Source organism: Telluria sp. AZSoR62, from assembly GCF_058111565.1.
Genome location: NZ_JBYTST010000002.1, coordinates 452351 through 478536, shown reverse-complemented (window position 1 = coordinate 478536; position 26186 = coordinate 452351). Strand labels below are relative to the sequence as shown.

Genomic DNA, 26186 nt, shown 5'->3' with positions numbered 1-26186 from the left:
TCCTCACAGGGTCAGGACCGGAACGAGTGGGCCGGCGTTCCCTCCGGGCAGGCCGCTGCCGATGCAGGGACTGTTCGGATCCGACGCGTTGCCCAGGTATTCGAGCTGCACGTCGGCCATCGGTATGGGTATCGGCTGGAGCATCAGCACGCAGACAAAATCGATGACTTTGTTGGCACCGTCTACAACGGGTACCGCCGCAATGCGGCGGTTACCGCCATATTGGCGTAATTCGCCATTGGCCCCTGCGGTAGCGACGTTCTGGAAAGAATTGAGGCTGAGGCCAGTCGCCCTTTCGCAGGAGTTGACCGACGCGGCGCAGTTGGCAAAGGCTGCGCGCTTGGCCTGGAAGTCGGGCAGGGCGTTGCGGCCGGCTGAGAAGTTCTTTGTGGTGTAGACGTAGCCGGTGTAGTCGGGCTGGGCTTGGGCAGGTCCGCTGTTATTCTTGTAGATGCCGAAGCGGGCGTTCCAGGCGTCGGCGATCGAGGACTGTACGCCGGGCGTGCCGAGTTGATTGCCGATCCTGGTGCCGCAAAAACCCCGCACCTCGGCCTCGGTTTCCGAGGCGCTATTGGTGCCGTCTAGGTTGGCCCAGCCGATCTGGCCATTGGTGGCCCCCGCTGTGCTCAGCAGAGTAACCCAATCGCCGCGCACGAAGCCGTAATCGGGTTTGACGCCACCGTTCCGGGGGCGCATCGCTAACGGAAGCGGGCAGGTCGACTGCGAAGGAGCGAGTGTCGCCTCGGCCCGTGCGAAAACATTGGTGGTGCCGGGATGGCGATCCTGGTCGCCGACCAGGGACAGCATCCTGAGTAAAGGCGTGGCGGTGGCCTGCTGGGTGTGCTCGCAGCGCGCGTAACGCGCATTCGCTGCGGCTGTCGTTACCGCATGGTTCTGGTCGCGGAAGCTGATGTTGGCCGCTGCCAGTTTTCCCTTGCCGTTCCAGAGGGCGGACTGCATGACGACGCCGTTGGCGTTCCCGGCTGTCAAGCCGGCATTGGTGGCGCGTACCAGCGCATCGGGCTGGCGGTTCAGTTCCTGCGCGGCGGCCAGGGCGCATGCATCGGTCGCGGTTTGCAACTCGCCCTTGACGATGAACATGCGGCCGACGTCGAGTGCGATCCCAATGAAGCCAAGCAGGAAGAACAGCATGAGGCACACGGTGACGATGAAGGCGCCACCTTGTCGGTTCCTGCAGATATTCCAGTTCTTCATGGGGAGCTCCGGATCTCGTATTCCTGCTCTTGCCGCTAGGCCGGTCGAAACCATGTGTCTCGGGTGCTTCTTCGTAACCGGACAATGCCTAGGGCGGGCCAGGCGATAACTTCCGCCGTGCCCGCGCCGCAGAATAGTGGCTTAGGTGCAGGTGGCAGTCGTCAGGCAGGCCGTCACGCGAGTGATAAACTGGCTGAAGGGGCCGTTAGCACCATCATCGGCAATTGCAGACAGCGCAATTACAAGGGCAATCGATACCACGGCGATAATCAGGCCGTATTCGACGACTTGCGCGCCGTCTTCTTCGCTGGCGAAGGCTGCAAACATTTGCTTGGCTGCGTCAATGTTGTACATGATCAATTCCTTTCAGGAGTAGCGTTAAATGACGGCCAGGCGGCATGCCGGACCGGTACTGCCGGTACTACAGGTACTGCGGGGGTTCATGCACTGCAAAAGCCAGGTTCGATCGACTCATTTGCCGGCTCCGCCACCGGTGACCGAACCACCGATATTGATGACATTGGTGACGGGCGGCGGCTCCTTGAACGAATCCTGGTAGCGCTTGGCCGCTTCCTTGGCCGCACGGCCGTCCAGGCCGGCCGCGGCATCGCCCTTTGCGCCGGCGGCGGGATCGATGGTCATCGCGAGCCGGGCGGAGCGCACCGCGTCGCCGAATCTCGCGTCATAACGGGGCGTTGGGGAATTCGCGCAGCCTGCAGCCAGGGCCGCTGCGCACAGAAAAATCAGGGTCTTCATTTCCCGCTCCCATCATTCGTCGTCGGGGGTTTGCCCTCGAGCCTGCCGTTGTAGTAGACGCCGGCACGGCCCGGGACGGCATGGTTATCGGTCGGCAGGGATGGCGCCGCCGCCAGCGGCTTGACCAGGCGCGGCGTGATGACGAACATCAGCTCGGTCTGGTCCTTCTGGAATTCGCTGCTGCGAAACAGCGCCCCCAGCACGGGAATCTCGCCGAGGCCGGGAAAGCGCTTGATCGTCTGGCTGACGTTGTTCTTGATCAGGCCGGCGATCACGAAGCTCTGGCCATCGTTGAGCTGGACCGTGGTGTCGGCGCGCCTGACCGTGAACGAGGGCAGGATGGCGGTGGCGCCGGAGATCGTGGTGAAGGGCGAACCGGTCTGCGACAGGTCCGACACTTCCGACACGATCTTCAGGTTGATGCGCGAACCGCCCAGCACGGTCGGGGTGAACTTGACGCCGATGCCGAATTCCTTTTCCTCGAGGGTGATGGTGCCGAAGCCGCCGAAGCCGGAATCGCGCGCCACAGGCAGGAAAATCTTGCCGCCCGAAAGGAAACTAGCCTGCTGGCCGCTGATGGCCATGATGTTCGGCTCGGCCAGTACCCGCACCAGGCCATCGTCCTTCTGGCCGTCGACATTGATCACGGTGCGGCCGATGCGCATGGCCTCGACCAGCGCGCCGCCGCCGCTGAGGAATTCCGATATCAGCGAAAAGCTGTCGGTGCCGTTGCTGCGGTTGCGGGCGAGGCCCACGCTGGCGCCCAGCTTGTCCAGCAGAGACTTGCTGACCTCGGCGATCTTCACTTCCAGCATCACCTGCTGGGCACTGCTCACACGCAGCATGTTGACGATCTTCTTGCCGTCGCCGTAGGAGGCCGCCAGCGACATCACCTGGTCGAGCACCATGATGTCGCTGACTTCGCCGCTCAGGACCAGGCTGTTCTCGGCGGCCCGCACCTTGAGCAGGCGTTCTTCCGGCACCAGTTCGGCCAGCATGCCCTGCAGGGCTGCGGGATCGACGGTAACGACGATGTCGGTGACGTGGCAACGGCCTTCGGTGTCCTGCAGGATGACGTTCATGGCGCCGGCCTTGCGACCGAGGATGAACAATTCGTTGGGGGCGAGCAGGGTGATGCGCACGTCCGAGACGCCGTCGCCTTCGCTGGACGATTGCGGCGGCTGCGCCATGCCCGGCATGCCCGGCAGCCCCGCTGGCGCCGGCGCTGCGGTTTCCACACGCTGGCCGGTCTGGCCTCCGCCGACCGCGATCCGCACGACCTGGTAGGGCAGGGTCACGACGCTCGACTTCCCGAGGGTAACGTAGAGCGGCTTGCTGACCTCGGTCGCGCTGCATTTGCGCAGCTTCGAGCTGTCACGCGGCACGCTGTCGGCCGGCTTGACGGCTGCCGCGGCGGCGGGCAGGGCGCACATGGCGGAAGCCAGCAGCAGGCCAAGGGTAGTGGGGCGCATGCGTTCTCTCCAGCTCGTTGGAATGACGGGGCGGAATACCAGGCGAATCAGTTGAAGCAGCTCAGCCGTGCCGCGCCGTCCGGCATGGCGATGACTTCGACGCAGTTACCCCGGGCCGCCAGCTTCGGCGCGGCGCGGCGCACGACCCGGGCCGGTGCGGCCGTCTTGACCAGTTGCGGCTCGCCGAACAATTCGCTCCGGGTCACGCCGCGGGTCTCCACCTTGGCCGGATCGGTCTGGTTGCGCAGGACCAGCGACAGGGTGCCGATCGAGCGCGCCAGGTCGAGTTTTTCCGAATCTTCCAGCGACAGTTCGAGGGTCACGGCGCTGACCACTTTCGGCTTGGTATCGTCGCGGCTCGCTTCCTGCGCTACCGCCAGCACCAGCACGTGTTCGAGCACCGTCTTGCTGATCTGTTTCGTCGTGGTGTCCTTGGCGCTGCCTTCATGCTCGGCATGCACCAGGATGTCGACATAGTTGCCAGGAAGCGCGAACCCGGCCACGCCCACGACTTCGTTGACGCGCACCGTCATCGCCCGCTTGCCCTCGGCGATCACGGCCGACAGGCCGCCCTTGGTTCCCACCGGGGCCAGCTTGCCTTCGATGATGGCTTCGCCGCGCACCACATCGAGTTTTACGACACGGTCCTTGAGCAGGGTCGCATCCTTGACGGCGCCGGCTGGCAAGGAAGCGCTGGGCCAGTCGACCATGGCCAGCATCTCCGGGGCCAGGCGGCTGCCGGCAGGGACGTCGACCGCGGCCACGGCCACCTTGTTGGACGCGACGTTGGTGCGCTGGCCGATCCAGGTATTGGCGTAGACCGCGGCGGCCAGGCCGAGCCCGAGAGCGAAGACGAAGAACACGAGTGCCTTGAGGTTTTTCATGGTGGGCTCCGCTGTGCTGTCAAAGGAAACCGAAGTGGCGCAGGAAAACGGTGGTGATGGTGCCGCTGGCGATCGCCACGCCAAAAGGCAGCCTGCCGACCGATTCCCAGCCTTGCGTGGCGGCCGCCACCGGGGTGCGTGTGGCCAGGGCGATGCCGCCTTGCTGGACAACGCGTCCGACATTCGCGAACATCAGGCCAAGTTTGCCGTGCCACAGCGCGTAGCCGACCGCCAGGATGCCCCCGGCAATGAATGACCCGGCCATTGCGCCCGAGATGGCGTCCAGTCCCAGCAGGGAACCGGCCATGGCCATCAGCTTGACGTCCCCGGCGCCGAGGACGCGCAGCATCCAGAGCGGGAACAGCAGGACGAAGGCCACCAGGCAAGCACCGAGCGACCACAGGAAGCCGTTCTGCCCCCAGAAGGGCACGAAGGCGCTGTAGAGCAGGCCAAAACAGGTACCTGCCAGCGTGAGCCAGTTGGGGATGCGGCGGCTGCGTACGTCGATGACCGCGGCGCACAGCAGCAGCCCGAAAAGCGCCATGCTGCGCGGATCGGTAGCCAGCATGGCCGACAAGTCGAGAAAAGCGTTGAATTCATCCATTTTTCCAACCCCGCATTGAGCCAGACCAGGAACCCGTTGTGATTCAAAACGAGCTGGATCAATGTTATGCAGATTGGAGCGGAGCGGCATGAGCCCGGTGTCCTGTCCGGCCTAGACAGGCGTCCTGATTTTCCGGCTGCGCCAGTACAAATGTACTAGGCGGCTTGCGGAGGAGGGCATCCGGCGCCGGAGGCGGCGCCCTGGCAGGCAGGAAGCGCTCAGGCCGCCCTGGCGGCGGAAGCCGTGGGCTTGGCGCGGCGCGGCGCGCGCGCGGCCTTTTTGGGTTTGGCCTGGCGCTGCTTTGCGCGTTTCTCTTCCTCTTCCTGCTCGTGGCGCAGGCGCTGCTGCAGCATGGCCAGCACGGCGGCTTCCTCGGGCTGCAGCGCGTGCAGGTCGTCCTGCAGCTGCTGCTCGGTGCGTTCGCGCAGCACTTCCAGCACCGTGCCTTCGAGGTAGGAGTCGAGCACCGCGGGGTGCACATAGCACTTGCGGCAGATCGAGGGCGTGTTGCCGAGCTTTTCGGACACCGACTCGATCGCCCGCACGATGTTCTTCTTGGCCTGGGTCTCGGAATCGAATTTCTCGAATTCCTGCAGGGCCAGCGCCGCCAGCACGGTGCCCGACCAGGTGCGGAAGTCCTTGGCCGTGTAGTCTTCGCCGGTGATGGCGCGCAGGTAGTCGTTGACGTCGCTCGAATCGATGCTGTGGGTCTCGCCCGCCTCGTCGACATACTGGAACAGCTCCTGGCCGGGCAGGTCGCGCGCGCGCGCGATGATCCGCGCCAGGCGCCGGTCCTGCACCTTCACCTTGTGGTACACGCCGCTCTTGCCCCGGAACTTGAATTCGACGGCGCTGCCCTCCACGCTGACGTGGCGGTTGCGCAGCGTGGTCAGGCCGAAGGACTTGTTGGTGCGGGCATACTCTTCGTTCCCGACCCGCATCATGGTCGCTTCGAGCAGGTAGACGATGGTGGCCAGCACCTTCTCGCGCGGCAGGCCCGGAAGGCCCAGCGCCCGGTCGACTTCACGGCGGATGCTGGGCAGCGCATGGCCGAAGTTGAGCATGCGCTCGTACTTCACCTCGTCGCGCACGGCGCGCCATTTCGGGTGGTAGCGGTACTGCTTGCGGCCCTTGGCGTCGCGCCCGGTGGCCTGCAGGTGGCCGTTGGCCTGGGGGCAGATCCATACATCAAGCCAGGCCGGGGGAATCACCAGCGACTTGATGCGGGCAAGCGTGGCCTCGTCGCCGACCGGCTCGCCCGCGGCGTCGAGGTAGCGGAACGCCTCGCCGGCCTTTTCGCGCCGGATGCCGGGGCGGTCGTCCAGCACGTAGCGCAGCCCGGCGGCCTTGGCGGCGGCGGGCGGGTCGCTGAGCGGATTGTCGGCGGTGGCGTGGTCTTCGCTATGCATGGCGGGGCTTCCTTGCGTGGGGTCGCCCCGATCCTACGCCGAACGGCGCCGGCGCACCGTTAGCGAACACACCTTGCCGCCGCCTCAGGCCGGCGGCTGCTCGGTGGCCGAGCCAGCAGCGGCCAGCAATTCGCTCAGCTGCATGGTATTGACCGGCTTGACCATGTAATGGTCGAAACCGGCGTCGCGCGCGGCGTCGCGGTCCTGCTGGCGCCCGTAGCCGGTGGCGGCCACCAGCATGGCGCCGGCGGTCTGCGGCAGGCGCCGCAGGCGGCGCGCCAGCTCGTTGCCGTCCATGTCGGGCAGGCCGATGTCGAGCAGGCAGACCTGGGGCGAGAACACCCTGGCCAGGTCCAGCGCATCCTGGGCGTTGTAGGCGATCTCGACGCGGTGCCCGGCGGCGGCCAGGAACAGGTTCAGGGTATGGGCGGCGTCGAGGTTGTCGTCCACCACCAGCACCCGCAGCGGCGCGCTCACCGTGGCGGCCTGGCGCACGGCGGCGTCGATCGGGCTCTCCACCTGCTGGGCAAAGCGCGGCAGGCGCACGCGGAAGGTGCTGCCCTTGCCGGGACCGTCGCTGGCGGCCTGCACGCTGCCGCCGTGCAGCTCGACCAGGCTCTTGGCCAGCGCCAGGCCCAGCCCCAGCCCGCCCTGCGAGCGGTCGGGGGTGCGCTCGGCCTGGGTGAACAGGTCGAACACGCGCTCGACCAGCGAGGCTTCCATCCCGATGCCGTCGTCGCTCACTTCCAGCAGGTAGTCGTCGCCCGCGCCGTCGCCGGCCTCCTGCAGCGTCAGCTGGATATGCCCGCCTTCGGGCGTGTACTTGGTGGCGTTGCCCAGCAGGTTGGCCACCACCTGCACCAGCCGCTTGTGGTCGCCCTTGACGCTGGCCGGGGCGGGCGGCAGGTCGAGCACCACCTTGTGGCGCCGCGCGGTGATCAGGGGGCGGATCTGCTCGGCCGCGTCGTCCACTACATGGCGCAGGTCCAGCACCTGGGTCGACAGCGAGACCAGGCCGCGCGTGACGCGCGAGACATCCAGCAGGTCGTCCACCAGGCTGGTCATGTGCTCGACCTGGCGCGCGATGATGGCGCAGGTCTGGGTGATCTGGGCGTTATCCGAGTGCAGCAGCTTGAGCAGGTGGGCCCCGGTGCTGATCGGCGCCAGCGGGTTGCGCAGTTCGTGGGCCAGCATGGCCAGGAATTCGTCCTTGCGCTGGTCGGCCGCGCGCAGCTCGCGCTCAGCCTGGCTGCGCGCCGCTTCCTTCTTCTGCAGCGTGGCGGCCATCTCGTCCAGGGCCGCGCCCAGGCGCCCGATCTCTTCGCGGCCATAGGCGATGCCCGAACGCGCTTCAAGGTCGCCGGCGGCGATGCGGCGCGCGGTGTCCATCAGCTTGCGCACCCGCTGCACGATCAGGATGTCGCCGGCCAGCCAGGCCGCCAGCAGGGCCAGCATGGTGGTCACGCCCAGGCCCAGGAAGGACATCCACTGGGCGTCGCGCGCTTCTTCGGTGATGACCCCGAGCGGCACGCCGATGGTCACCGTGTATTCGGACAGCGAAGGGCCGCCCACGCCCGCGAAGGCATGCAGGCGCTCGACGCCGTCCTCGCCGCGCAGCACCACGGCGTCGTGGCTCGCGTTGCGCATCGCCGCCAGCAGGGCAGGGCTGACCTTCTTGCCGAACCAGCGCTCCGGGTCGGGACGGCGCGAGATGATCGAGCCGGTCGAATCGGCGGTTTCCAGGATCGAACCGGCCGGCAGGTTGATGTCGTTCACGAACGTATCGAGCCCGGCCAGGTCCATGGCGGCAAACACCACGGCCACGACCCGGCCGCCGCGGTCGATCACGGGGTAGGTCAGGTTGATGGTGTGCTTGCGGATCACCCGCCCGAAGATGTAGTCGCCGGCGATGAAACGGCGCTCGGCGATGGCGCGCTTGAAGTGGCGACGGTCGCCCAGGTTGACCGGATGGAGCATCGGCACCGCGCTGCAGGTGACGTCGCCATCGAGCTGGATGAGGCCGAAGTTGACATAGCCTTCGTTGCGGTCCAGGACGTCGGCCAGCAGGGCGTTGCAGCGCGCGCTCTCGCCCATCAGGTCCGGCACGCTGACCAGGTCGACCAGGATCTGGCGCGCGCGCTCGATCGACTGGGCCTCGTTGGCCGCGGCCAGGCCGGTCAGGCGCTGCAGGTTTTCCTGCGAGGCGCGGATCGCCGTTTCGCGCTCGCGCACCCCGCCCAGCACCGTCATGACGGCGACCGGCGTGATGGCCAGCGCGACCAGCAGCATGAGCCGGCTGCGCAGGCTGTTCAGGCGCATGTGAAGGCGGGGCAGCGGCAAGCTCATCGGGCGCCGGCGTTGCGCAGGCGCTCGCCGAAGGAGATGATGCGCTCGACGCCTTGGCGCAGCGTGGCGAGGTCGTCGGAGATGTAGCCGATGCGGATGAAACCCGGCACGCCCAGTGCGTCACCCGGCATCAGGGCCACGCCTTCCTGCTCCAGCAAGGCGTCGGCAAAGCCGGCGCTATCGTGGGTCAGCGCGCGAATGTCGCCCCACAGGTAGGGACCGGAGTCGGGCGCCTGCATGTCGATCCATGACACGTCGCGCAGCAAATCCAGCACCAGGTCCCGGCGCGCGCGGTAGTCGTCCAGCATGGCAGGGAGACGCCCTGCGGAGAAGGCCGCGCCGGCCGCGACCTGGGCCAGGTGCGAGGCCGCTGCCGTGATCGGCCCCTGCAGGGTCTGCATCGCCGCCACGAGCGGCGCCGTGGCCAGTGCGAAGCCGACTCGCCAGCCCATCATGGCATAGCTTTGCGATGCCGAGAACAGCGTGACCACGCCCACGGCGCGCCAGTCGCACAGCGCGGCAAGGCTGTGATGGCTGCCGGAAAACAGCAGATGCTCATAGCTTTCGTCGACGATGACATGGGCCCCGGTGCGTAGCGCCCACTCGCCCACCTGCCGCAGTTCGGATGGCGTGTACACCTTGCCGGTCGGGTTGTGCGGATTGTTGATGATCAGGACTCGCGCCGGACCGAGGGCGTCCAGGCTGGCGGCGGTCAGGTCGTCCGGCAGGTCGGCCAGGATCGGCCGCAGCCCGAGCAGCCCGGCGGTGGCGACATAGGCCGGCCAGTGCGGCCGGAACACGATCACGGCATCGCCCGGATCGGTCAGCGAGTACAAGGCCTGGTACAGGGCCTGCTTGGCACCATTGGTGACGATGACTTCCCCGGGCAGCGCCTCGATCCCGTTCTCCTGCCGCAGCTTGGCGCACAGCGCCTCGCGGATCGGCATCGCACCGCCCACGTCGGTGTAGGGCATGACCTGCGAACGCTCGACTTCGGCGGCGACGGCCTCGCGCACCGCGGACGGGGCTGGGAAATGCGAGATGGCGATCGAAAAATCGATGACAGGCTTGCCCGCCAGGCGCAGGGCATCGGCGCGCCCGTGCATGGCGGTGGTGGCCAGCGGGCGGGTATGAGCGATCCGGTCAGAAATTTTCATCGAACGATTGCCAGAAAAGTCGCGGCCGGGGCGAAACGGGCCAATTAGTTTCCCTATTGTACTAAAAAGCAGGCGACGCGACGCACGCTTGCCGGGTTTGCCCCGCATTTAGTTTCGGCCGTTGTCACGATGCTTGCTTGACACTTAAAGCATCTGCCCATGTAATATACGCGCAACACCAGAATGGGAGCGGGAATGAACATCGTGTGCGTTGGCGGCGGCCCTGCCGGCCTGTATTTCGGATTGCTCATGAAGAAACGCCATCCGGACTATGCGGTCACCGTCGTCGAGCGCAACCGGGCCAGCGATACCTTCGGCTGGGGCGTGGTATTTTCCGACCAGACCCTCGGCCACCTGGCCGGCGCCGACGAGGACAGCGCGCGCGCCATCCTGCAGTCGTTCAACCACTGGGATGCGATCGACGTCCATTTCCGGGGACGCACCGTCAGCTCCGGTGGGCATGGCTTCTGCGGCATCGGACGCCGGCGCCTGCTCAACCTCCTGCAGGAACGCTGCGCCCAGCTCGGGGTGCGGCTCGAATTCGATACCGAAGTGCGCGACGAGGAAGCGCTGGCGCGCCAGTTCGGCGCCGACCTCGTGGTCGCCTGCGATGGCGTCAACAGCGCCATCCGCAGCCGCCACCTTGGCGTCTTCCAGCCCGAGGTCGAGCGCCGGCTGTGCCGCTTCGTCTGGCTCGGCACGCGCAAGAAGTTCGATGCCTTCACCTTCGCCTTCGAGGAAACCGAGCATGGCTGGTTCCAGGCTCACGCCTACCAGTACGACGGCGACACCTCCACCTTCATCATCGAGACGCTCGATTCGACCTGGCAGGCGGCCGGCCTGGAAGCGATGGAGCAGCCGGAAGCGCTGGCCTTCTGCGAGCGCCTGTTCGCGCGCTACCTCGACGGCCACCCCTTGATGGCCAATGCCGCCCACCTGCACGGCGCGAACATGTGGATCCGCTTCCCGCGCATCGCCTGCCGCCAGTGGGTGCATTGGAACGAGATTGACGGGCGGCGGGTGCCGGTCGTGCTGATGGGCGACGCCGCCCATACCGCCCATTTCTCGATCGGCTCGGGCACGAAACTGGCGCTGGAAGACGCGATCGAGCTGGCGCGCTGCCTGGAAGACCCGCAGGCCCCGCTCGACACCGCACTAGGCGCCTATGAAGCGGCGCGCCGCGTCGAAGTGCTCAAGCTGCAAAGCGCGGCGCGCAATTCGATGGAATGGTTCGAGAACGTGGCGCGCTATACGGCGATGCAGGCCGAGCAGTTTGCCTACTCCCTGCTCACGCGCAGCCAGCGCCTGTCGCACGAGAACCTGCGCCTGCGCGACCCCGGGTATGTGGCCGGGTTCGAGCGCTGGTTCGCTACGCGGGCGGCCGAACAGGCGGGGGTGCCGGCGCCGGATGCGCCGGTGCCGCCCATGTTCACGCCCTATAAAGTGCGCGGGATGGTGCTGAAGAACCGCGTGATCGTCTCGCCGATGGCCCAGTATTCCGCGGTGGATGGCACCGTGGGCGACTTCCACCTGGCGCATCTGGGCGCGCGCGCGCTCGGCGGCGCGGCGCTGGTGATGGCCGAGATGACCTGCGTCTCGCCCGACGCCCGCATCACGCCCGGCTGCCCGGGCCTGTACGCGCCGGAGCACACGGCGGCCTGGCGCCGCATCGTCGGCTTCGTCCATGCCAACGGCGACGCGAAGATCGGCGTGCAGCTGGGCCACGCGGGCGCCAAGGGCTCGACCCGGCCGATGTGGGACGGCATCGACCTGCCGCTCGCCAGCGGCAACTGGCCGCTGGTGTCGGCTTCCAGCCAGCAGTACCTGCCGGGCGTGTCGCAGGTGGCGCGCGAAGCGAGCGTGGCCGAGCTCGACGCCATCAAGGCCGCCTTCGTGCGCGCCGCCCGCGCCGCGCTGGACGCCGGTTTCGACTGGCTGGAACTGCACTGCGCCCACGGCTATCTGCTGTCGAGTTTCATCTCGCCGCTGACCAACCGCCGCCAGGACGCCTATGGCGGCAGCCTGGAAAACCGCTGCCGCTATCCGCTCGAGGTGTTTTCCGCCATCCGCGCGGTGTGGCCGTCACGGCTGCCGATCAGCGTGCGCGTCTCGGCCCACGACTGGGTCGAGGGTGGCATCACGCCGGACGACGCGGTGGCCATGGCGCGCCTGTTCAAGGCGGCCGGCGCGGACATGATCGACTGTTCCTCGGGCCAGGTCAGCAAGGACGAGCAGCCGGTATATGGCCGCATGTTCCAGGCGCCCTTCGCCGACCGCATCCGCAACGAAGCCGGTATCCCGACCATCGCGGTCGGCTCGATCTACGAGGCCGACCACGTCAACGGCATCATCTCGGCCGGACGGGCCGACCTGTGCGCCGTGGCGCGCCCGCACCTGGCCAACCCGGCCTGGACGCTGAACGAAGCCGCGCGCATCGGCTACACGGGCGCGGCCTGGCCGCGCCAGTACCGTCCCGGCAAGCTGCAGCTCGAGCGCAACCTCGAACGGGAACGCCAGGTGCAGGCGGCCGGCGCCGGCTTGAGCCCGCAGCAGCTTGCCGCGCGCCTGCTCGAAGGCTGAACGACATTTTTTCAGGAGCACACCGCATGCATTACCTACCGGGCCAATCGCACCGGCTGCCGGGCGGCCGCGCCAGCCTCGCCGGCTACCAGCCGACCCATTTCCAGCTTGCCCTCGCCGGCAAGGTGGCCACCATCACCTTGAACCGGCCGGAGCGCAAGAACCCGCTCACTTTCGACTCCTATGCCGAGCTGCGCGACCTGTTCCGCGACCTGGCCCATGCCGACGACGTCAAGGCGGTCGTGATCACCGGCGCCGGCGAGAATTTCTGCTCGGGCGGCGACGTGCACGAGATCATCGGGCCGCTCACCAAGCTGGACATGCCCGGGCTGCTCGCCTTCACCCGCATGACGGGCGACCTGGTCAAGGCCATGCGCGCCTGCCCGCAGCCCATCGTGGCTGCAATCGATGGCGTCTGCGCCGGCGCCGGGGCAATTCTGGCGCTGTCCTCGGACATCCGCTACGGCACCGCGCGCAGCCGCACCGCCTTCCTGTTCACCCGCGTCGGCCTGGCCGGCTGCGACATGGGCGCCTGTGCGCTGCTGCCGCGCGTGATCGGCCAGGGCAGGGCGGCCGAATTGCTCTACACCGGACGCGTATTGAGAGGGGAAGAAGCCGAACGCTGGGGCTTCTTCAACCGCCTGTGCGAGCAGGGCGAGGTGCTGGAGCAGGCCCGGGCTTTTGCAACGGCGCTGGCCAATGGCCCGACCTTTGCCCACGGCATGACCAAGAAGATGCTGCAGCAGGAGTGGAACATGGGCGTGGACGAGGCCATCGAAGCCGAGGCGCAGGCGCAGGCGATCTGCATGGCGACCAACGATTTTCATCGCGCCTACCACGCATTCGTGGCGAAGCAACAACCCGATTTCGAGGGGGATTGAAATGGCGGACCGCGATTACCTCGACTGGCCGTTTTTCGAACCGCGGCACGGCGCGCTGGCGCGTGAACTCGACGCCTGGGCCGGTGAGCACCTGGAGCATGCGCATGGCCGCGACGTCGATGCCGCCTGCCGCGCGCTGGTGGCAACGCTTGGGCGCGGCGGCTGGCTGCGCCATGCGATCGGCGGCGCGGGGCGCGCCATCGATACCCGTGCCATCTGCCTGATCCGCGAAACCCTGGCGCGCCACGCAGGCCTGGCCGATTTTGCCTTTGCCATGCAGGGCCTGGGCAGCGGCGCGATCTCGCTGTTCGGCACCCATGCCCAGCAGGACGCCTGGCTGCCGCGCGTGGCGTCGGGCGAGGCCATCGCCGCCTTTGCCCTGTCCGAGCCGCAGGCCGGGTCGGATGTCGCGGCCATGCAGTGCGCCGCGCGCGTTGACGGCGACAGCTATGTGCTCGATGGCGAGAAGACCTGGATCTCGAACGGCGGTATCGCGCACTTCTATGTGGTCTTTGCCCGCACCGGCGACGGCGGGGGCGAAGGAGGGCGCGGCTCGAAAGGGATCTCCGCCTTCATCGTCGAAGCCGATACCCCGGGCTTGACGATCGCGGAGCGCATCGAGGTCATCGCCCCGCACCCGCTGGCGCGCCTGCGCTTCGACGGCTGCCGCGTGCCGCTGTCGAACCGCATCGGGGAAGAAGGCCAGGGCTTCAAGGTCGCGATGGCCACCCTCGACGTGTTCCGCACCTCGGTGGCGGCGGCCAGCCTCGGGTTTGCCCGGCGTGCGCTGGACGAGGCCTTGCACCGTGCGAAGGAACGGGCGATGTTCGGCAAGACCCTGGCCGATTTCCAGCTGACCCAGGCCAAGCTGGCGCAGATGGCGACCGGCATCGACGCCGCGGCGCTGCTGACCTACCGCGCCGCCTGGCTGCGCGACGGGGGCAAGCGGGTGACGAAAGAAGCGGCGATGGCCAAGCTCACAGCCACCGAAACGGCCCAGACGGTCATCGACGCGGCCGTGCAGCTGTTCGGCGGCCGGGGCGTGGTCAGCGGCGAAACCGTCGAGACGCTCTACCGCGAGATCCGCGCGCTGCGCATCTACGAAGGGGCGAGCGAAGTGCAGCTCCTGATCATCGCGCGCGAGTTGCTGGCGGGGGAGGGAACATGATCGAAGTCCTGCAACCGCCTGGCTGGCCGCGTCCGAAAGGTTATGCCAACGGCGTCGCCGCCAGCGGCCGCCAAGTGTACGTGAGCGGCATGATCGGCTGGGATGCCGAAGGCCGCTTCCACACCGACGATTTCACCGGCCAGGCGCGCCAGGCGCTGGAGAATATCGTGGCCGTGCTGCGCGAAGCCGGGGCAGGGCCCGAGCACATCGTGCGCATGACCTGGTATGTGCTCGACCGCGGCGAATACCTGGGCGCCGGCGCGGCGCTGGGCGCGGCCTACCGCGACGTGATCGGCCGCCACTACCCGGCCATGAGCGCGGTGCAGGTGGCCGGCCTCATGGAAGAGCGGGCGCGGGTGGAGATCGAGGTCACGGCGGTGGTCCCGGACTGAGCGCCGGGGATGGGGCGTTTCTGCTAACGTGGCTGCAACAGAATCGATGGAGCCACCATGAACAAGCAGATCGTACGGGTAATCGAAAACTTCGAAGACGCCGAGCGCGCGCGGCAAGCCTTGCTCGACGCCGGCTTCGACCGCGAGGGTATCGAGATCAGCCATACCGGCGACGAGGCCGGGCCGTCGGAAGCCAATTTCACGGTGGGCGATTCGCCCAAGGTGAAGGGCGGGACGGACTACAAGGACGTGTTCACGCCGGGGCTGGAGATCGGCAAGTGCGTGATCACGATTACGGGAAACGAGCAGCAGCTCGAGCACGCGGCGGCTATCCTGGATTATCACGGTGCGCAGGATAACGACCCCGCGCACCGCCACTGAAGCACGATCGGCGCTTAACGAAGATCGCTTCGCCTGGGCGCATCCGTAAGCTGAACGCGTGGGCAGGAGCACCTGCCCACCCTACGGGTCTCGACACCATCCCGGACGACAATCAGCTCCAGCTCAAATCCGTCTTGCTCAAGGGCAGCTGACGTACCCGCTTGCCCGTCGCGGCAAAGATCGCATTGCACACGGCCGGCGCCAGCGGCGGCAGGGCCGGCTCGCCCAGCCCGGTCACCGGGTTGGCCGTCTTGATGAAATGCGTCTCGATCCTGGTCGGCGCATCCGGCATGCGCAGCAGGCCGTAATCGTGGAAGTTGCTCTGCACGACGCGCCCGCCCTCGATGTTCAGCTCCGGGAACATCAGGGTCGACAAGCCGTCGATGACCGAACCCTCGACCTGGTTCTCGGCCCCCGACAGGTTGACGATCTGGGCGCCGATGTCGGCCGCCACCACCACCCGGTCCACCTTCAGCTTGCCCTCGCGCGTGACGGTGACTTCGGCCACCTGGGCCACATAGCCGCGGTGGCTGAAGTGGAAGGCGATGCCGGCGCCCTGGCCGCGCGGGAAGCGGCGCTTGCCCCAGCCGGCGCGCTGGGCCACTTCCTGCAGCACGTGGCGCATGCGCTTGACGTCATAGGCCAGGCCGCGCTCGATCGTGGCCGGCATCAGATCCTTGTCGCCCAGCAGCTCGAGGCGGAAGGCCAGCGGGTCGCGCCCGGCCGCATGGGCCAACTCGTCGATGAAGCTGTGGAACACCCAGGAGAACACGCAGCTGCCCGGCGCGCGCCACGGTCCCATCGGGATGCGGCATTCGAGCAGGGTCTGCTCGAGCTGGCAGTTGGCCAGCCAGCGGCCCGGGAATTCGTCGGCGGACAGGCTGGCGCCGCTGCCCGGCTGCAGCACGCTCTTGCCTTCGCGCTCGATGCGGTTGGCGAAGCTGACGAAATGGTTGTGCCAGGCCACCGCCTTGCCGCCGGCATCGACCCCGCCGCGCAGGAAGTGGAAGCCGCCCGGGCGGAAATGGTCGTGCTGCAGGTCGTCCTCGCGGGTCCAGGTCAGCTTGACCGGGGCCGCGACCTTGCGCGCGATGGCGGTGGCCTCGACGATGAAGTCCGAACTCAGGCGCCGCCCGAAACCGCCGCCGCTGCGGATGATGTGCAGAGCGATCTTCTCTTTCGGGATGCCGAAGGTGGTCGTGACCAGGGCCTGGCCGGAACCCGGGTTCTGGGTCGGCGCCCACAGTTCCAGCGAGCCGTCTTCCTTGAACCAGGCGGTGCAGTTCTGCGGCTCCATGCTGGCGTGCGAGATGAAGGGATAGCTGTAGGCCGCTTCCACCACCTTGGCCGCGCCTTGCAGGGCGCCGGAGACGTCGCCGTCCTTGCGCACGACGGCGGCGCCTGCTTTCTTCGACGCGGCCTGGGCCTGGGCGGCGAAATCGGCCCAGCTGTGGCCGGCGCCTTCGCCTTCGTCCCACTTCACGTCCAGTGCGCGGCGCGCACGGATCGCGGCCCAGGTCGAGGTGGCGACGATCGCCACGCCCGGGCGCAGCCCGTTCAGATTCGGCGTGCCCTCGACGATGAAGGCATCCTTCACGCCCGGCATCGCCTTGACCGCATCCAGGTTGGCGCTGACGGGCTTGCCCCCGAAGATCGGGCATTTGGCGTAGACCGCGTACAGCATGCCGGGCAAGCGTACGTCGATGCCGAACAGCGGCTGGCCGCTGACGATGGCGGCGTTGTCCACGCCGCCGATGCGCTTGCCCAGCAGGGTGAAGGTCGAGGGGTCTTTCAGCACGACGCTCGCCGCGTCGGGAACGGGCAGCTTCGCGGCGGCCTCGACCAGCGCGCCGTAGCCGAGGCGGCGCTTGCTCGGGCCGTGGATGACGGCGCCGGCGCCGGCACTGCATTCGCCGACAGGCACGCCCCAGGTAGCCGCGGCAGCCTGCACCAGCATCGTGCGCGCGGTGGCGCCCAGGCGGTGGAAGTTCTCGTAATTGGTCGGGGTCGAGGTCGAGCCGCCGGCGCCCTGCGGGCCATACAGGGCCGTGTCCAGGTCGCCCTGCACGACGCGCACGTTCTTCCACTCGACGCCGAGTTCTTCCGCGATCACCATCGGCAGCGAGGTCTTGATGCCCTGGCCGATTTCAGGCTGTTTCGACACCAGGGTCACGCGGCCGTCGCGGCCGATGCGAATGAAGGCGTTCGGGACGAAGTCGGCCGGCGCGGTGTTTGCCGCGCTGGCGACGGCCGCCAGCACGCCATTTGCCGACATGCCGAGCATGAAGGCGCCGCCGGCGGCGCTGCTGCGCAGGAAGCTGCGGCGCGAGGGGGAGAGCGGGGTGGCGCGGCTCATTTCTTGCCCTTTCCGGCGACAGCGATCTCGGCGGCGCGATGGATGCCGGCGCGGATGCGGGTATAGGTAGCGCAGCGGCACAGGTTGCCCGCCATCGCCTCGTCGATCTGGACGTCGGTCGGCTTCGGGTGCTGCTTGAGCAGGTGGCAGGCGCTCATGATCTGGCCCGACTGGCAGTAGCCGCACTGCGGCACGTCCAGTTCCTGCCAGGCCCGCTGCAGCGGGTGCTGCGCTTTCGCGTCCAGGCCTTCGATGGTGGTGATCTTCCCCTTGCCCAGGCTCGACACCGGCATCAGGCAGGAGCGGGTGGGAACGCCGTCGATGTGGACGGTGCAGGCGCCGCACTGGCCCATGCCGCAGCCGTACTTGGTGCCGACCAGGCCGAGCGTGTCGCGCAGCGCCCACAGCAGCGGGGTGTCGGGCTCGACGTCGACCGCCTGGGTCTTGCCGTTGATGTGGAGCTGGTATGGTTTCATGGCCGGTTTTCGTTGGGTGCGGGGAAAACGACATGCTAATCGAAAATGTCGTAGCTCAACAGTGGCAGCCGGGGGAGGGCGGGGCAATTGTGGCAAGCGAACAGCGTCAAGCTAGACAGTTGTAACACGGAATCATCTAACAGGGGGCGGCAGGGATATGTAATACTTTGTCATCTACATCAGTTAACCCGATTATTGTGCCCACCGGCTCGCGCCTCTCGTCCGCCAACCTGAAGCTCCGCCTGGCCTGCGTCGCCGCGGTGCTGGTGTTCGCCGCCACGCTGTTGGCCACGCTGTCGACCTTGTCCGTGGCCGAGCGCGGCATGAAGGGGGTGATCGGCGACCAGCAATACACTTTGCTGGCGGGGGCCGCCTCCTTCATCGACGACCGCATGTCGGAGCGCCTCCAGCAGGTCGATGCACTTGCCCGCGGCATCCCGGCGCCGCTGCGCACCAACTGGACTGGGTTGCGCCCTTTCCTGACGGAACAGTTGCGGCTGTGGGGCGAGCAACGCTATGTCAACATCCTCGTCTTCGACGCAGCCGGCGATCTGCGGCTCGCAGCCCGGCCGCTGCCCGGCCAGGCGGTCCTGAATGCGCGCGGCACCGATTATTTCGAGCAGGTGATCGCTACCCGCAAGAGCATGATCTCGCGCCCGATCCGCAGCCGGCTCACGGGCAACCACATCGTGATTTTCAGCGCGCCCGTGTTCGATACCGCGGACAAGCTGGTGGCCGTGGTGGTGGCCAGCGTGGACCTGCGGCGCTCGGGCTTCCTGCGCCAGATCGGCACGCTCAAGCCCGGCAAGACGGGCTACCTGTTCCTGATGACGGCCGACGGCCTGATCATCGACCACCCGGACGAGACCCGCTTGTTCCAGCACGTGGCCAGCGTGCCCGGCGTGAACCGCGGCACCGAGCGCGCGCTCGGTGGTTTCGAAGGCTGGCTGGAAACGCCCGGCAAGGACGGCGTCGAAGCGATCTATGCCTACAAGCGCCTGCGCACGACCGGCTGGATCCTGGCGGCGCGCTATCCGACCGCGGAAGCCTTCGCGCCCATGATCGCCATGCGGCGCAGCGCCTTCTTCAGCGCCGGCGGACTGGCGCTGGCGGCCGGCCTGCTGGCCTGGGTGCTGGTGTTCCAGCTGCTGGCGCCGCTGCAGGCGCTGCGCGACAGCGTGGTGTCGATCCGCGACGACGGCACCGGCATCGACGTGCTGCGCGACGGCCGCAAGGACGAGATCGGGGAGCTGGGCCGGGCCTTCCACGCCTTGATGGCCGAGCGCGAGCGCGCCGAGAGCGGGCGCGCCGCCACCGAGAAGCGCCTGCGCCTCATTGCCGACAACCTGCCTGTCCTGATTTCCTACATCGACCGCAAGCATTGCTTCCGCTTCGGGAACGCCACTTACGAAAAATGGTTCGGCGTGGCGCCCGATCAGCTCGACGGGATGGCGGTGGCCCAGCTGCTGGGCGAGGAAGTCGCGCGCGAGATCCACCCGCACCTGGAAGAGGCGTTCACCGGACGCCCGGTCACCCACGAGATCCGCATCCCGCTGCGCGGCGAGCCGCGCATCCTGCAGGCCACCTATATCCCCGACCTGCAGCCGGATGGCGCCGTGGCCGGCATCTATGCGCTGGTGCACGACATGACGCACGTGAAGGAAGTCGAGGAACAGCTGCTGCAGCTGGCGCGGGTCGACACCCTGACCGGCATCGCCAACCGCCGCATGTTCGGCGAGGCCCTGCATCACGCCCTCGACCGCGCCCGCCGCAGCGGCAAGCCGCTGGCCCTGGCCTACCTGGACATCGACTACTTCAAGAAGATCAACGACACCCATGGCCATGGCGTGGGCGACGAGGTCCTGAAGGAATTCGCGCGGCGCCTCAGCGCCGGGGTGCGCGCCACCGACACCGCGGCGCGCCTGTCGGGCGACGAATTCGTCGTCATCCTGGAAGAAATCGGCAACCGACTGGAAGCCGAGCACACCGCAAGCAAGATCGTCGAAGGCATGCGCCTGCCGTTTCACACCAGCGCGGGGCCGTTGAAGGTGTCCACCAGCGTCGGCGTGGCGCTGTCGCAGCAGCGCCAGACGCAGGAACAGTTGCTGGCGGCGGCCGATAGCGCGCTGTACGCGGCCAAGGGCAAGGGACGGGATGGGTATGCGTTTTTCGAGGGGTGAACCGGCCTCGGCGCAGTCGCGATGCGTAGGGTGGGCGGGTACCCGCCCACGCGGTGATAGCTGGCGGCAAGATCATCGAGCGCGAAATCGGAGCGCATAACGACCACCGCGTGAGCAAGGGACTTGCCCACCCTGCGGGCAGCCGGCGGCGCCGGCCAGCAGCGCTGCGCTTTACAAACCCTCCGGATACGTCTCCGGCGGTTCGCCCGAATGCCAGCCGCTGGTAGCGTCGAGCGGCGTGACGGCAGTCGTGCGGTCGATGTGGATCACGGCGTCGAACTGGCGCGGCAGCTGGGCCATGAAGTAATGGCTCTGGCGCTCGCTGCGCGGCAGGTAGAGCACGCCGATGGCCCGCTCCAGCCGCTCCTGCATCAGCACGTCGCGCGCCGCCCCTGGCGTGCGCAGCGGCAGGAAGAAGCGCTCCAGCCCCACGCCATGCAGCAGGTGCTCGTAGCTGCCGGCCATGCCGGGGCGCACATGCTTGTGCAGGGCCGGGCCATCCCATTCCGAGGCCGCGGTGACCCGCCCGTCGTAGGTGGTGAAGCCGATCAGGCAGGCGTCGCTTCCATAGGCCTTGCGCGCCAGCTCGCCCACATTCCATTCGCCCTGGCGCCCGATCTCGGTGGCGCGGGCGTCGCCGATATGCGAATTATGCTCCCACACGACGATTTTCGCCGGCTTGCCCTCGCGCGTCAGGTGGCGCGCCAGGGCGTCGAGGGTTTCGGCCATGTGGCTGTCACGCAGGTTCCAGGACGAGATGCGGCCCTTGAACATGGTGCGGTAATATTCTTCGGCGTTTTTCACGAGCCGGGCGTTTTGCTGGGCGTAGAAGTACGCATCTTCGGCATTGGCGCCGTCGGCCTGCATGTAGTCGAAAGCGCGCTGCTGGAGTTCCTGCAGGGTAGCCTGCACGCCCTGGTGGCAGGATTCGGACAGGCCGACCGCGGCGGCATAGCCGTATTGCTGGCTGTCTTCGCCATACTGGTCGAAGCAGGCGTAGCGGCGCCGCGTTTCCTGCGCGGCGACCGGATCGACTCCCTCGAGGTAGCGCAGCACTTCCTGGATCGAGGTGAACAGGCTGTACAGGTCCAGGCCATAGAAGCCGGCCTTGGCGCCTGGCGCGGCGTCGTTGCGCTGGCGGAGCCACTCGACAAAGTTCAGCACCGAGGTATTGCGCCACATCCAGGCAGGAAAGCGCTCGAAGCCCGACAGCGCAGCGCGGCCGTCGGCGTCCTGGCCTTCGGCGCGCACGTAGCGGTTGACGCGCCAGGCGTCGGGCCAGTCGGCTTCGACGGCGACCGCCGTGAAGCCTTTTTCTTCGATCAGGCGCTGGGTGATGCGTGCGCGCTCGTCGTAGAACTCGGCCGTGCCGTGGGTGGCTTCGCCCAGCAGCACGAAACGCGCATCGCCGACCAGGTCGAGCAGCGGGTCGTAGTCGGCGGCGCTGCCGGTGAGCGGATGCGCCGCCGCGCGGAGCGCGCCGAGGTCATGGTCGGTGACGCTGGCCATGGCTCAGTGCAGGTAGCGGTTGCCCTGTTCCGTGGCGGCCGGGACGAAGGGCGCGGATTCGCCATCGTCGGCGGCGCCGCGCGCCGTCTGCGTCGAGCCGACCTTGTAGGTCTGGGTGCCGGCGCCGCGCGAGAGCAGGTAGAGGCCGGCCAGGCCGACCAGCAGCGCCGCAGGCTTGCGCCGCACCAGTCCGAGCAGCCCGACCATGCCGCCGCCGAGCAGCGCCGGGTTGGTGCCGCGCGAGCCGCTCAGGCTATCGAGCATGCCTTGCAACATCTGCGACAGGCCGCCCCCGCGCTCGTGGTAGGCCGCCTGGTTGCTGTCCTGGACCTTGCGGTCGCGGTATTGGCGGTCGGCATAATGGCGGTCGGACTCGTAGCTGTTGCGCCCGGCTTGCGCGCGGCTGGCGCTGTAGGTGTCGCGCACGCGCTCGGCGTCGTGCTCGATGCGGCGGCTGGCCTGCTGCGCGCTGTGCTGGGCACGCTCGAGCAGGGGAGCGGCCTCGGCCTGCAGGCGGTCGGCGCCGCGCGACAGGGCGCTGGCGGCGCTGTCCTTGAGCCCGACCAGGCGCTCGCCGGCATTGTGCAGGGCATGATCGACCGTCGCGCCGGTACGGGCGCCGGCATCGCGCACCGCCGACACCGCACGCGCCCGGCGTGCGCGTCCGCGCTCCGGATCGAGCACATACATCAACAGCGCACCCGCGGCGGCTGCACCCAGCCATTTGCCCACGTTGCCTACATCGGTCGCCGTTTCGGTTGGAATTGGTTTCATGTGTGCTCCTTTCTGTTGTTCTGATTGTGATCCCGGGCTTGCCTGTAGCGCCAGCCGGTTTCGCCAGCCCATTGCGGGGCTAGCGGTCCTAATCCTTGCCATGCGCGGCGGGCCCTGCCCATGCCTGCGCCAGCAGGTCCTGCACTTCTTCGTCTTCGGTCTGGCCGAAGTGGCGGTAATACTGGCCCACCGCATGAAAGCGCGGCGGGGCCAGCGGACAGACCACCTCGTCCGCTTCGTGTTCGAGCAGCCGCAGCGTGTCGGGCGCGCCGACGGGCGCGGCCACGACCAGGCGCGCCACCCGGTGCTTGCGTACTACCTGCACCGCCGCCATCATGCTGGCCCCGGTGGCGATGCCGTCGTCGACCAGGATGACGCAGCGGCCGTCCAGCCGGGGCAGGGGCCGCGCGCCGCGGTAGCGCTGCTCGCGCCGGGCCAGTTCGGCCAGCTCGCGCGCGGTGACCTGGTCGACCTGTTCCTGCGTGACGCCCATCAGCCCGGGCACGCCGGCCTGCAGCACGCGCACGCCGCCGCTGCCGATTGCGCCCATCGCGTATTCCGCGTGGTGGGGCATGCCCAGCTTGCGCACCAGCAGCACGTCGAGTTCGGCGCCGAGCGCCTGGGCGACTTCGAAGGCGACCGGCACGCCGCCGCGCGGCAAACCCAGCACGATAGGATCGCCCGTTCCGGCAAGGTGGCGCAGCCTGCGCGCCAGCTGCTTGCCGGCATGGGTGCGGTCTTGATAGCCTTCGGTGTCCAGCATGGTGCAGCCAACGAAACTGACAGCGTCAAGCCGGCCGCAGCACGCCGCGGCAGGCGCCGCGGCGCGGTTCATGGACCTTCGGCCGGCGCCTGCCTGCCGGCGAAGCGCTTATTGGATGGTCAGGCGGCGTGCCTCGGTGCCCTGCTTTTTCGGCAGGCTCAGCTGCAGTACGCCGTTCTCGAGCTTGGCCTGCGCCGCGGCGTCGTCGACCTCGGTGGGCAGGGCAAAGCTGCGAATGAACCTCGATGCGGTGCGTTCAGCATACACCACGGTTTCGCCCTCGCGGCGTTCGTTTGCCTTGCGGCATTCTGCCTCGATCGTGATGCGCTGCCCGTCGACCGACACCTTCACATCCTCCTTCTCCACGCCCGGCAGTTCGGCCTGGATTTCAAAGGATTTCTCGGTTTCCTTGACGTCCAGGCGCGGCGCCAGTGCACCGCCGTCGCTGCCCCATTGCTGGCCTGCCGAGAGCGGCGCGAAAAAGTCCTGGAACATGCTTTCGACCATGCGTCCGAAGCCTTCTTCCACCGGGTTCGGGCGGTAGGCCTGAAGCGCAGGGTTGGTTCTCCTGATGAGATTCATGATGGCCTCCATGGATGAAGATCGATGGGATCGCCGGACGGTGCCGGCACTTCATTTATAGGGCAGCCACCGGGGCTTTTCAAGCGGCGTCGGCGGCATAGGCGCAGGCGCTGGAAGGGGAGGGAATGCACCCCGGCCGAGCGGGCCGGCCAGGGTGAAAACGCGCTCAGCCGAGCTGGCGGCGGTGGAAGCGCAGGTGGTCTTCGACGAAGGTCGAGATGAAGTAGTAGCCATGGTCGTAGCCGGTGTGGCGGCGCAGTTCGAGCGGCTGGCCGGTACGGGCGCAAGCCTCTTCGAAAGCTTCCGGATACAGCTGCTCGGCGAGGAATTTGTCGCCCAGGCCCTGGTCGACCAGGATGCCGCCCGGGAAGGGCGCCGCCTGCATATCGGCCATCAGCTCGGTCGCGTCGTACTGGCGCCAGAGGCGTTCGTCGGCGCCGAGATAGCCGGTAAAGGCTTTCTTGCCCCAGGGGCAGCGCATCGGCGCGGCGATCGGCGCAAAGGCCGACACCGAATGGAACAGGGCGGGATTGCGCAGCGCCAGCGTCAAGGCCCCGTGTCCGCCCATCGAATGGCCGAAGATGCCGACCCGCGCCGGATCCGCCGGCAGGTTCGCCACGACCTGCGCGCGCAGCTCCAGGATGTGGCTGTACATGCGGTAGTGGCGCGACCAGGGTTCCTGCACCGCATCGACGTAGAAGCCCGCGCCCGCGCCGAAGTCCCAGCTGTCGGTTTCGCCCGGCACGCCGGCGCCGCGCGGGCTGGTGTCGGGGGCGACCAGGACCAGGCCTTCCTGCGCCGCCACGCGCTGGGCGCCGGCCTTGGTCATGAAGGTCTCTTCGGTGCAGGTCAGGCCCGCGAGATAGAAGAGCACCGGCAGGCGCTTGCCCTCGGCGCCGGGCGGCAAATACAACGAAAAACGCATCGGGAGGCCGATGGCTTCGGACTCGAAGGAATAAAAGCGCTGGAGGCCGCCGAAGCAGGCGTGTTCGTTCAGGAGCGTGAGCATGGATTCGACTGGAATGGGCAATAGTGCCAGTATGCCTTCCGGCGTGCCGGCTTGCCAGTCAGACGAATCCGAGCGCGCCCAGCAGGGCGCCGGCAGCGAGCATCCACAGCAGGTGCAGGCGGGTGCGCCAGATCACCAGGCAGCTGGCGGCGGCCAGCAGCCAGAGCGGCCAGGCGCCCCCGTCGCGCCCGGCCGTGGCCAGCAGCCAGCTGGTGGCCAGCAGCATCGCGATCACCAAGGGCGCCATGCCCTGCTTGAAGGCGCGCACCGCGCGTAGCTCGCGGTTGCGGTGGCCCCATTGCGAGACCTGGTAGGTAAAGATGGTCGAAGGCAGCATGATGCCGAGCATGGTCAGCGCCACGCCGGCAAAGGCAGCAGGCAGGCTGCCGGTATTCAGGCCCACGTGCCAGCCCATCAGGGCCACGAACAGCACGTTGGGACCGGGCGCGGCCTGGGCGAGGGCGATCGAATCGGAGAACTGCGCCTGGCTCAGCCAGCCCTTGTCCTCGACCAGGTAGCGGTGCATGTCGGAGGTGGTCGAGATCGCGCCGCCGAGCGACATGAGGGAGAGCATCAGGTAGTGGGCGAACAGGCTGAGCCAGTCGTTCCAGCCCAGCACGAGCTGCGGGGCCAGCCCGGCGCCCAGTTGCGCAGCGCTCATGGCCGCAGCCTGTGCCAGGCCAGCACGCAGCCCAGGCCGCCCAGCCCCGGCAACACCCAGACGAGCGGCACCCGCAGCCAGGCCAGCAGCACGAAGCCGGCCGCCGTCATGGCGATGCACCAGGGCAGCGGCAGCGGGTTGTTCGCCAGTGCGCCGCCGAGCTTGAGGCCGACGGCGGCGATCATGCCGGCCGACACCGCCGCCATGCCGCGCAGCGCGCCCGCCACCGCGGGCAGCTCGGCATAGCGCGCGTGCAGCGCCGCCAGCAGCAGCACCACCACCAGCGGCAGCGCGATCATGCCGGCAATCGCCGTCAGGGCGCCGGCCAGGCCGAACCAGCGCGCGCCGATCATCATCGCGATGTTGACCACGTTCGGCCCGGGCATGATCTGGGCGACCGCCCAGTCTTCGATGAATTCTTCGTGCGTCAGCCAGCGCTTGCGCTCGACGATCTCGCGCTGCACGACCGGCAGCACGCCGCCGAAGCCTTGCAGCGCCAGCAGCGTGAACGACACGAACAGGTCGCCCAGCGAACGGGGGCGCGGCCGCTGCTGCGCCGGGTCGCCGGCGGCGGGGTCGAGAAGGGGAACGGTCATCCCGGTATTATCGCCGGGCGCCGCCGCGGCTGTCC

Annotated in this window: 24 protein-coding genes; 6 read left to right on the top strand and 18 right to left on the bottom strand. The window is 68.0% G+C overall.

From position 1 onward, the window contains the following. Positions 1-3 precede the first annotated feature (3 nt). From AC3XQU_RS05445 to AC3XQU_RS05405, 9 genes are all read right to left on the bottom strand, one after another. Positions 4-1215, bottom strand: coding sequence for a pilus assembly protein TadG-related protein (locus AC3XQU_RS05445; RefSeq protein WP_489873121.1), 1212 nt, complete (start codon positions 1213-1215; stop codon positions 4-6). A gap of 141 nt (positions 1216-1356) precedes the next feature. Continuing rightward, positions 1357-1569 carry a Flp family type IVb pilin gene (locus AC3XQU_RS05440; protein WP_489873120.1) on the bottom strand — a complete coding sequence of 71 codons (213 nt, stop codon included), beginning with the start codon at positions 1567-1569 and terminating at the stop codon, positions 1357-1359. Between the two features lie 117 nt (positions 1570-1686). Further along, entirely contained in the window at positions 1687-1971 is a 285-nt protein-coding gene (locus AC3XQU_RS05435) for a hypothetical protein (protein WP_489873119.1), read from the bottom strand. Beyond that, entirely contained in the window at positions 1968-3443 is a 1476-nt protein-coding gene (locus AC3XQU_RS05430; protein ID WP_489873118.1) for a type II and III secretion system protein family protein, read from the bottom strand. Before AC3XQU_RS05430 ends, AC3XQU_RS05435 begins: the two co-directional genes overlap by 4 nt. Positions 3444-3490: 47 nt before the next feature. Continuing rightward, positions 3491-4327 (bottom strand): Flp pilus assembly protein CpaB, encoded by an 837-nt coding sequence (cpaB, locus tag AC3XQU_RS05425; RefSeq protein ID WP_489873117.1) that lies wholly within the window; start codon positions 4325-4327, stop codon positions 3491-3493. Positions 4328-4346: 19 nt separating this feature from the next. After that, positions 4347-4931: an A24 family peptidase gene (locus tag AC3XQU_RS05420; RefSeq protein WP_489873116.1), complete on the bottom strand. Its 585-nt coding sequence runs from the start codon at positions 4929-4931 to the stop codon at positions 4347-4349. Positions 4932-5149: 218 nt separating this feature from the next. Next, positions 5150-6340 carry a DNA topoisomerase IB gene (locus AC3XQU_RS05415; RefSeq protein ID WP_489873115.1) on the bottom strand — a complete coding sequence of 397 codons (1191 nt, stop codon included), beginning with the start codon at positions 6338-6340 and terminating at the stop codon, positions 5150-5152. Between the two features lie 84 nt (positions 6341-6424). Then, positions 6425-8686, bottom strand: coding sequence for a hybrid sensor histidine kinase/response regulator (locus AC3XQU_RS05410; protein ID WP_489873114.1), 2262 nt, complete (start codon positions 8684-8686; stop codon positions 6425-6427). After that, on the bottom strand, positions 8683-9843 hold the full coding sequence (locus AC3XQU_RS05405; protein WP_489873113.1) for a pyridoxal phosphate-dependent aminotransferase: 1161 nt from the start codon (positions 9841-9843) through the stop codon (positions 8683-8685). Before AC3XQU_RS05405 ends, AC3XQU_RS05410 begins: the two co-directional genes overlap by 4 nt. A 195-nt stretch (positions 9844-10038) precedes the next feature. Between AC3XQU_RS05405 and AC3XQU_RS05400 the strand changes: the two genes are divergently transcribed. Genes AC3XQU_RS05400 through AC3XQU_RS05380 form a run of 5 tightly spaced genes read left to right on the top strand, consistent with a single transcriptional unit; the run spans position 10039 to position 15245 of the window. Next, positions 10039-12423 (top strand): bifunctional salicylyl-CoA 5-hydroxylase/oxidoreductase, encoded by a 2385-nt coding sequence (locus AC3XQU_RS05400; RefSeq protein WP_489873112.1) that lies wholly within the window; start codon positions 10039-10041, stop codon positions 12421-12423. Between the two features lie 26 nt (positions 12424-12449). Further along, complete coding sequence (locus AC3XQU_RS05395; protein WP_489873111.1) at positions 12450-13304, top strand: enoyl-CoA hydratase family protein; 855 nt, start codon at positions 12450-12452, stop codon at positions 13302-13304. Between the two features lies 1 nt (position 13305). After that, positions 13306-14472 carry an acyl-CoA dehydrogenase family protein gene (locus AC3XQU_RS05390; protein ID WP_489873110.1) on the top strand — a complete coding sequence of 389 codons (1167 nt, stop codon included), beginning with the start codon at positions 13306-13308 and terminating at the stop codon, positions 14470-14472. Then, complete coding sequence (locus AC3XQU_RS05385) at positions 14472-14864, top strand: RidA family protein (protein WP_489873206.1); 393 nt, start codon at positions 14472-14474, stop codon at positions 14862-14864. The genes AC3XQU_RS05390 and AC3XQU_RS05385 overlap by 1 nt, the downstream gene beginning before the upstream one ends. 57 nt (positions 14865-14921) lie before the next feature. After that, positions 14922-15245, top strand: coding sequence for a hypothetical protein (locus AC3XQU_RS05380; RefSeq protein WP_489873109.1), 324 nt, complete (start codon positions 14922-14924; stop codon positions 15243-15245). A gap of 112 nt (positions 15246-15357) precedes the next feature. Here the strand turns inward: AC3XQU_RS05380 and AC3XQU_RS05375 are convergent, their stop codons facing one another. Beyond that, positions 15358-17601 (bottom strand): xanthine dehydrogenase family protein molybdopterin-binding subunit, encoded by a 2244-nt coding sequence (locus AC3XQU_RS05375; RefSeq protein WP_489873108.1) that lies wholly within the window; start codon positions 17599-17601, stop codon positions 15358-15360. Further along, complete coding sequence (locus AC3XQU_RS05370; protein WP_489873107.1) at positions 17598-18077, bottom strand: (2Fe-2S)-binding protein; 480 nt, start codon at positions 18075-18077, stop codon at positions 17598-17600. Before AC3XQU_RS05370 ends, AC3XQU_RS05375 begins: the two co-directional genes overlap by 4 nt. Before the next feature lie 197 nt (positions 18078-18274). Here AC3XQU_RS05370 and AC3XQU_RS05365 point away from each other — a divergent pair, with 197 nt between their 5' ends. Then, positions 18275-20257, top strand: coding sequence for a diguanylate cyclase domain-containing protein (locus AC3XQU_RS05365; RefSeq protein ID WP_489873106.1), 1983 nt, complete (start codon positions 18275-18277; stop codon positions 20255-20257). Between the two features lie 171 nt (positions 20258-20428). Here AC3XQU_RS05365 and AC3XQU_RS05360 read toward each other — a convergent pair whose 3' ends face one another. From AC3XQU_RS05360 to AC3XQU_RS05330, 7 genes are all read right to left on the bottom strand, one after another. After that, the gene (locus tag AC3XQU_RS05360; RefSeq protein ID WP_489873105.1) at positions 20429-21766 is read right to left on the bottom strand and encodes an erythromycin esterase family protein; all 1338 of its coding nucleotides are present in this window, start codon (positions 21764-21766) and stop codon (positions 20429-20431) included. Positions 21767-21769: 3 nt separating this feature from the next. Then, positions 21770-22540, bottom strand: coding sequence for a hypothetical protein (locus tag AC3XQU_RS05355; RefSeq protein ID WP_489873104.1), 771 nt, complete (start codon positions 22538-22540; stop codon positions 21770-21772). An 88-nt stretch (positions 22541-22628) separates the two neighbouring features. Beyond that, positions 22629-23303, bottom strand: a complete 675-nt coding sequence (locus AC3XQU_RS05350) for a phosphoribosyltransferase (protein WP_489873103.1) — start codon at positions 23301-23303, stop codon at positions 22629-22631. Between the two features lie 108 nt (positions 23304-23411). After that, a complete protein-coding gene (locus AC3XQU_RS05345) occupies positions 23412-23885 on the bottom strand; it encodes an Hsp20/alpha crystallin family protein (RefSeq protein WP_489873102.1) in 474 nt (157 codons plus the stop codon). Positions 23886-24051: 166 nt separating this feature from the next. Next, entirely contained in the window at positions 24052-24894 is an 843-nt protein-coding gene (fghA, locus tag AC3XQU_RS05340) for an S-formylglutathione hydrolase (protein ID WP_489873101.1), read from the bottom strand. A gap of 58 nt (positions 24895-24952) precedes the next feature. Continuing rightward, positions 24953-25555 (bottom strand): chromate transporter, encoded by a 603-nt coding sequence (locus tag AC3XQU_RS05335; RefSeq protein ID WP_489873100.1) that lies wholly within the window; start codon positions 25553-25555, stop codon positions 24953-24955. Continuing rightward, on the bottom strand, positions 25552-26151 hold the full coding sequence (locus AC3XQU_RS05330; protein ID WP_489873099.1) for a chromate transporter: 600 nt from the start codon (positions 26149-26151) through the stop codon (positions 25552-25554). Before AC3XQU_RS05330 ends, AC3XQU_RS05335 begins: the two co-directional genes overlap by 4 nt. Positions 26152-26186: the final 35 nt, after the last annotated feature.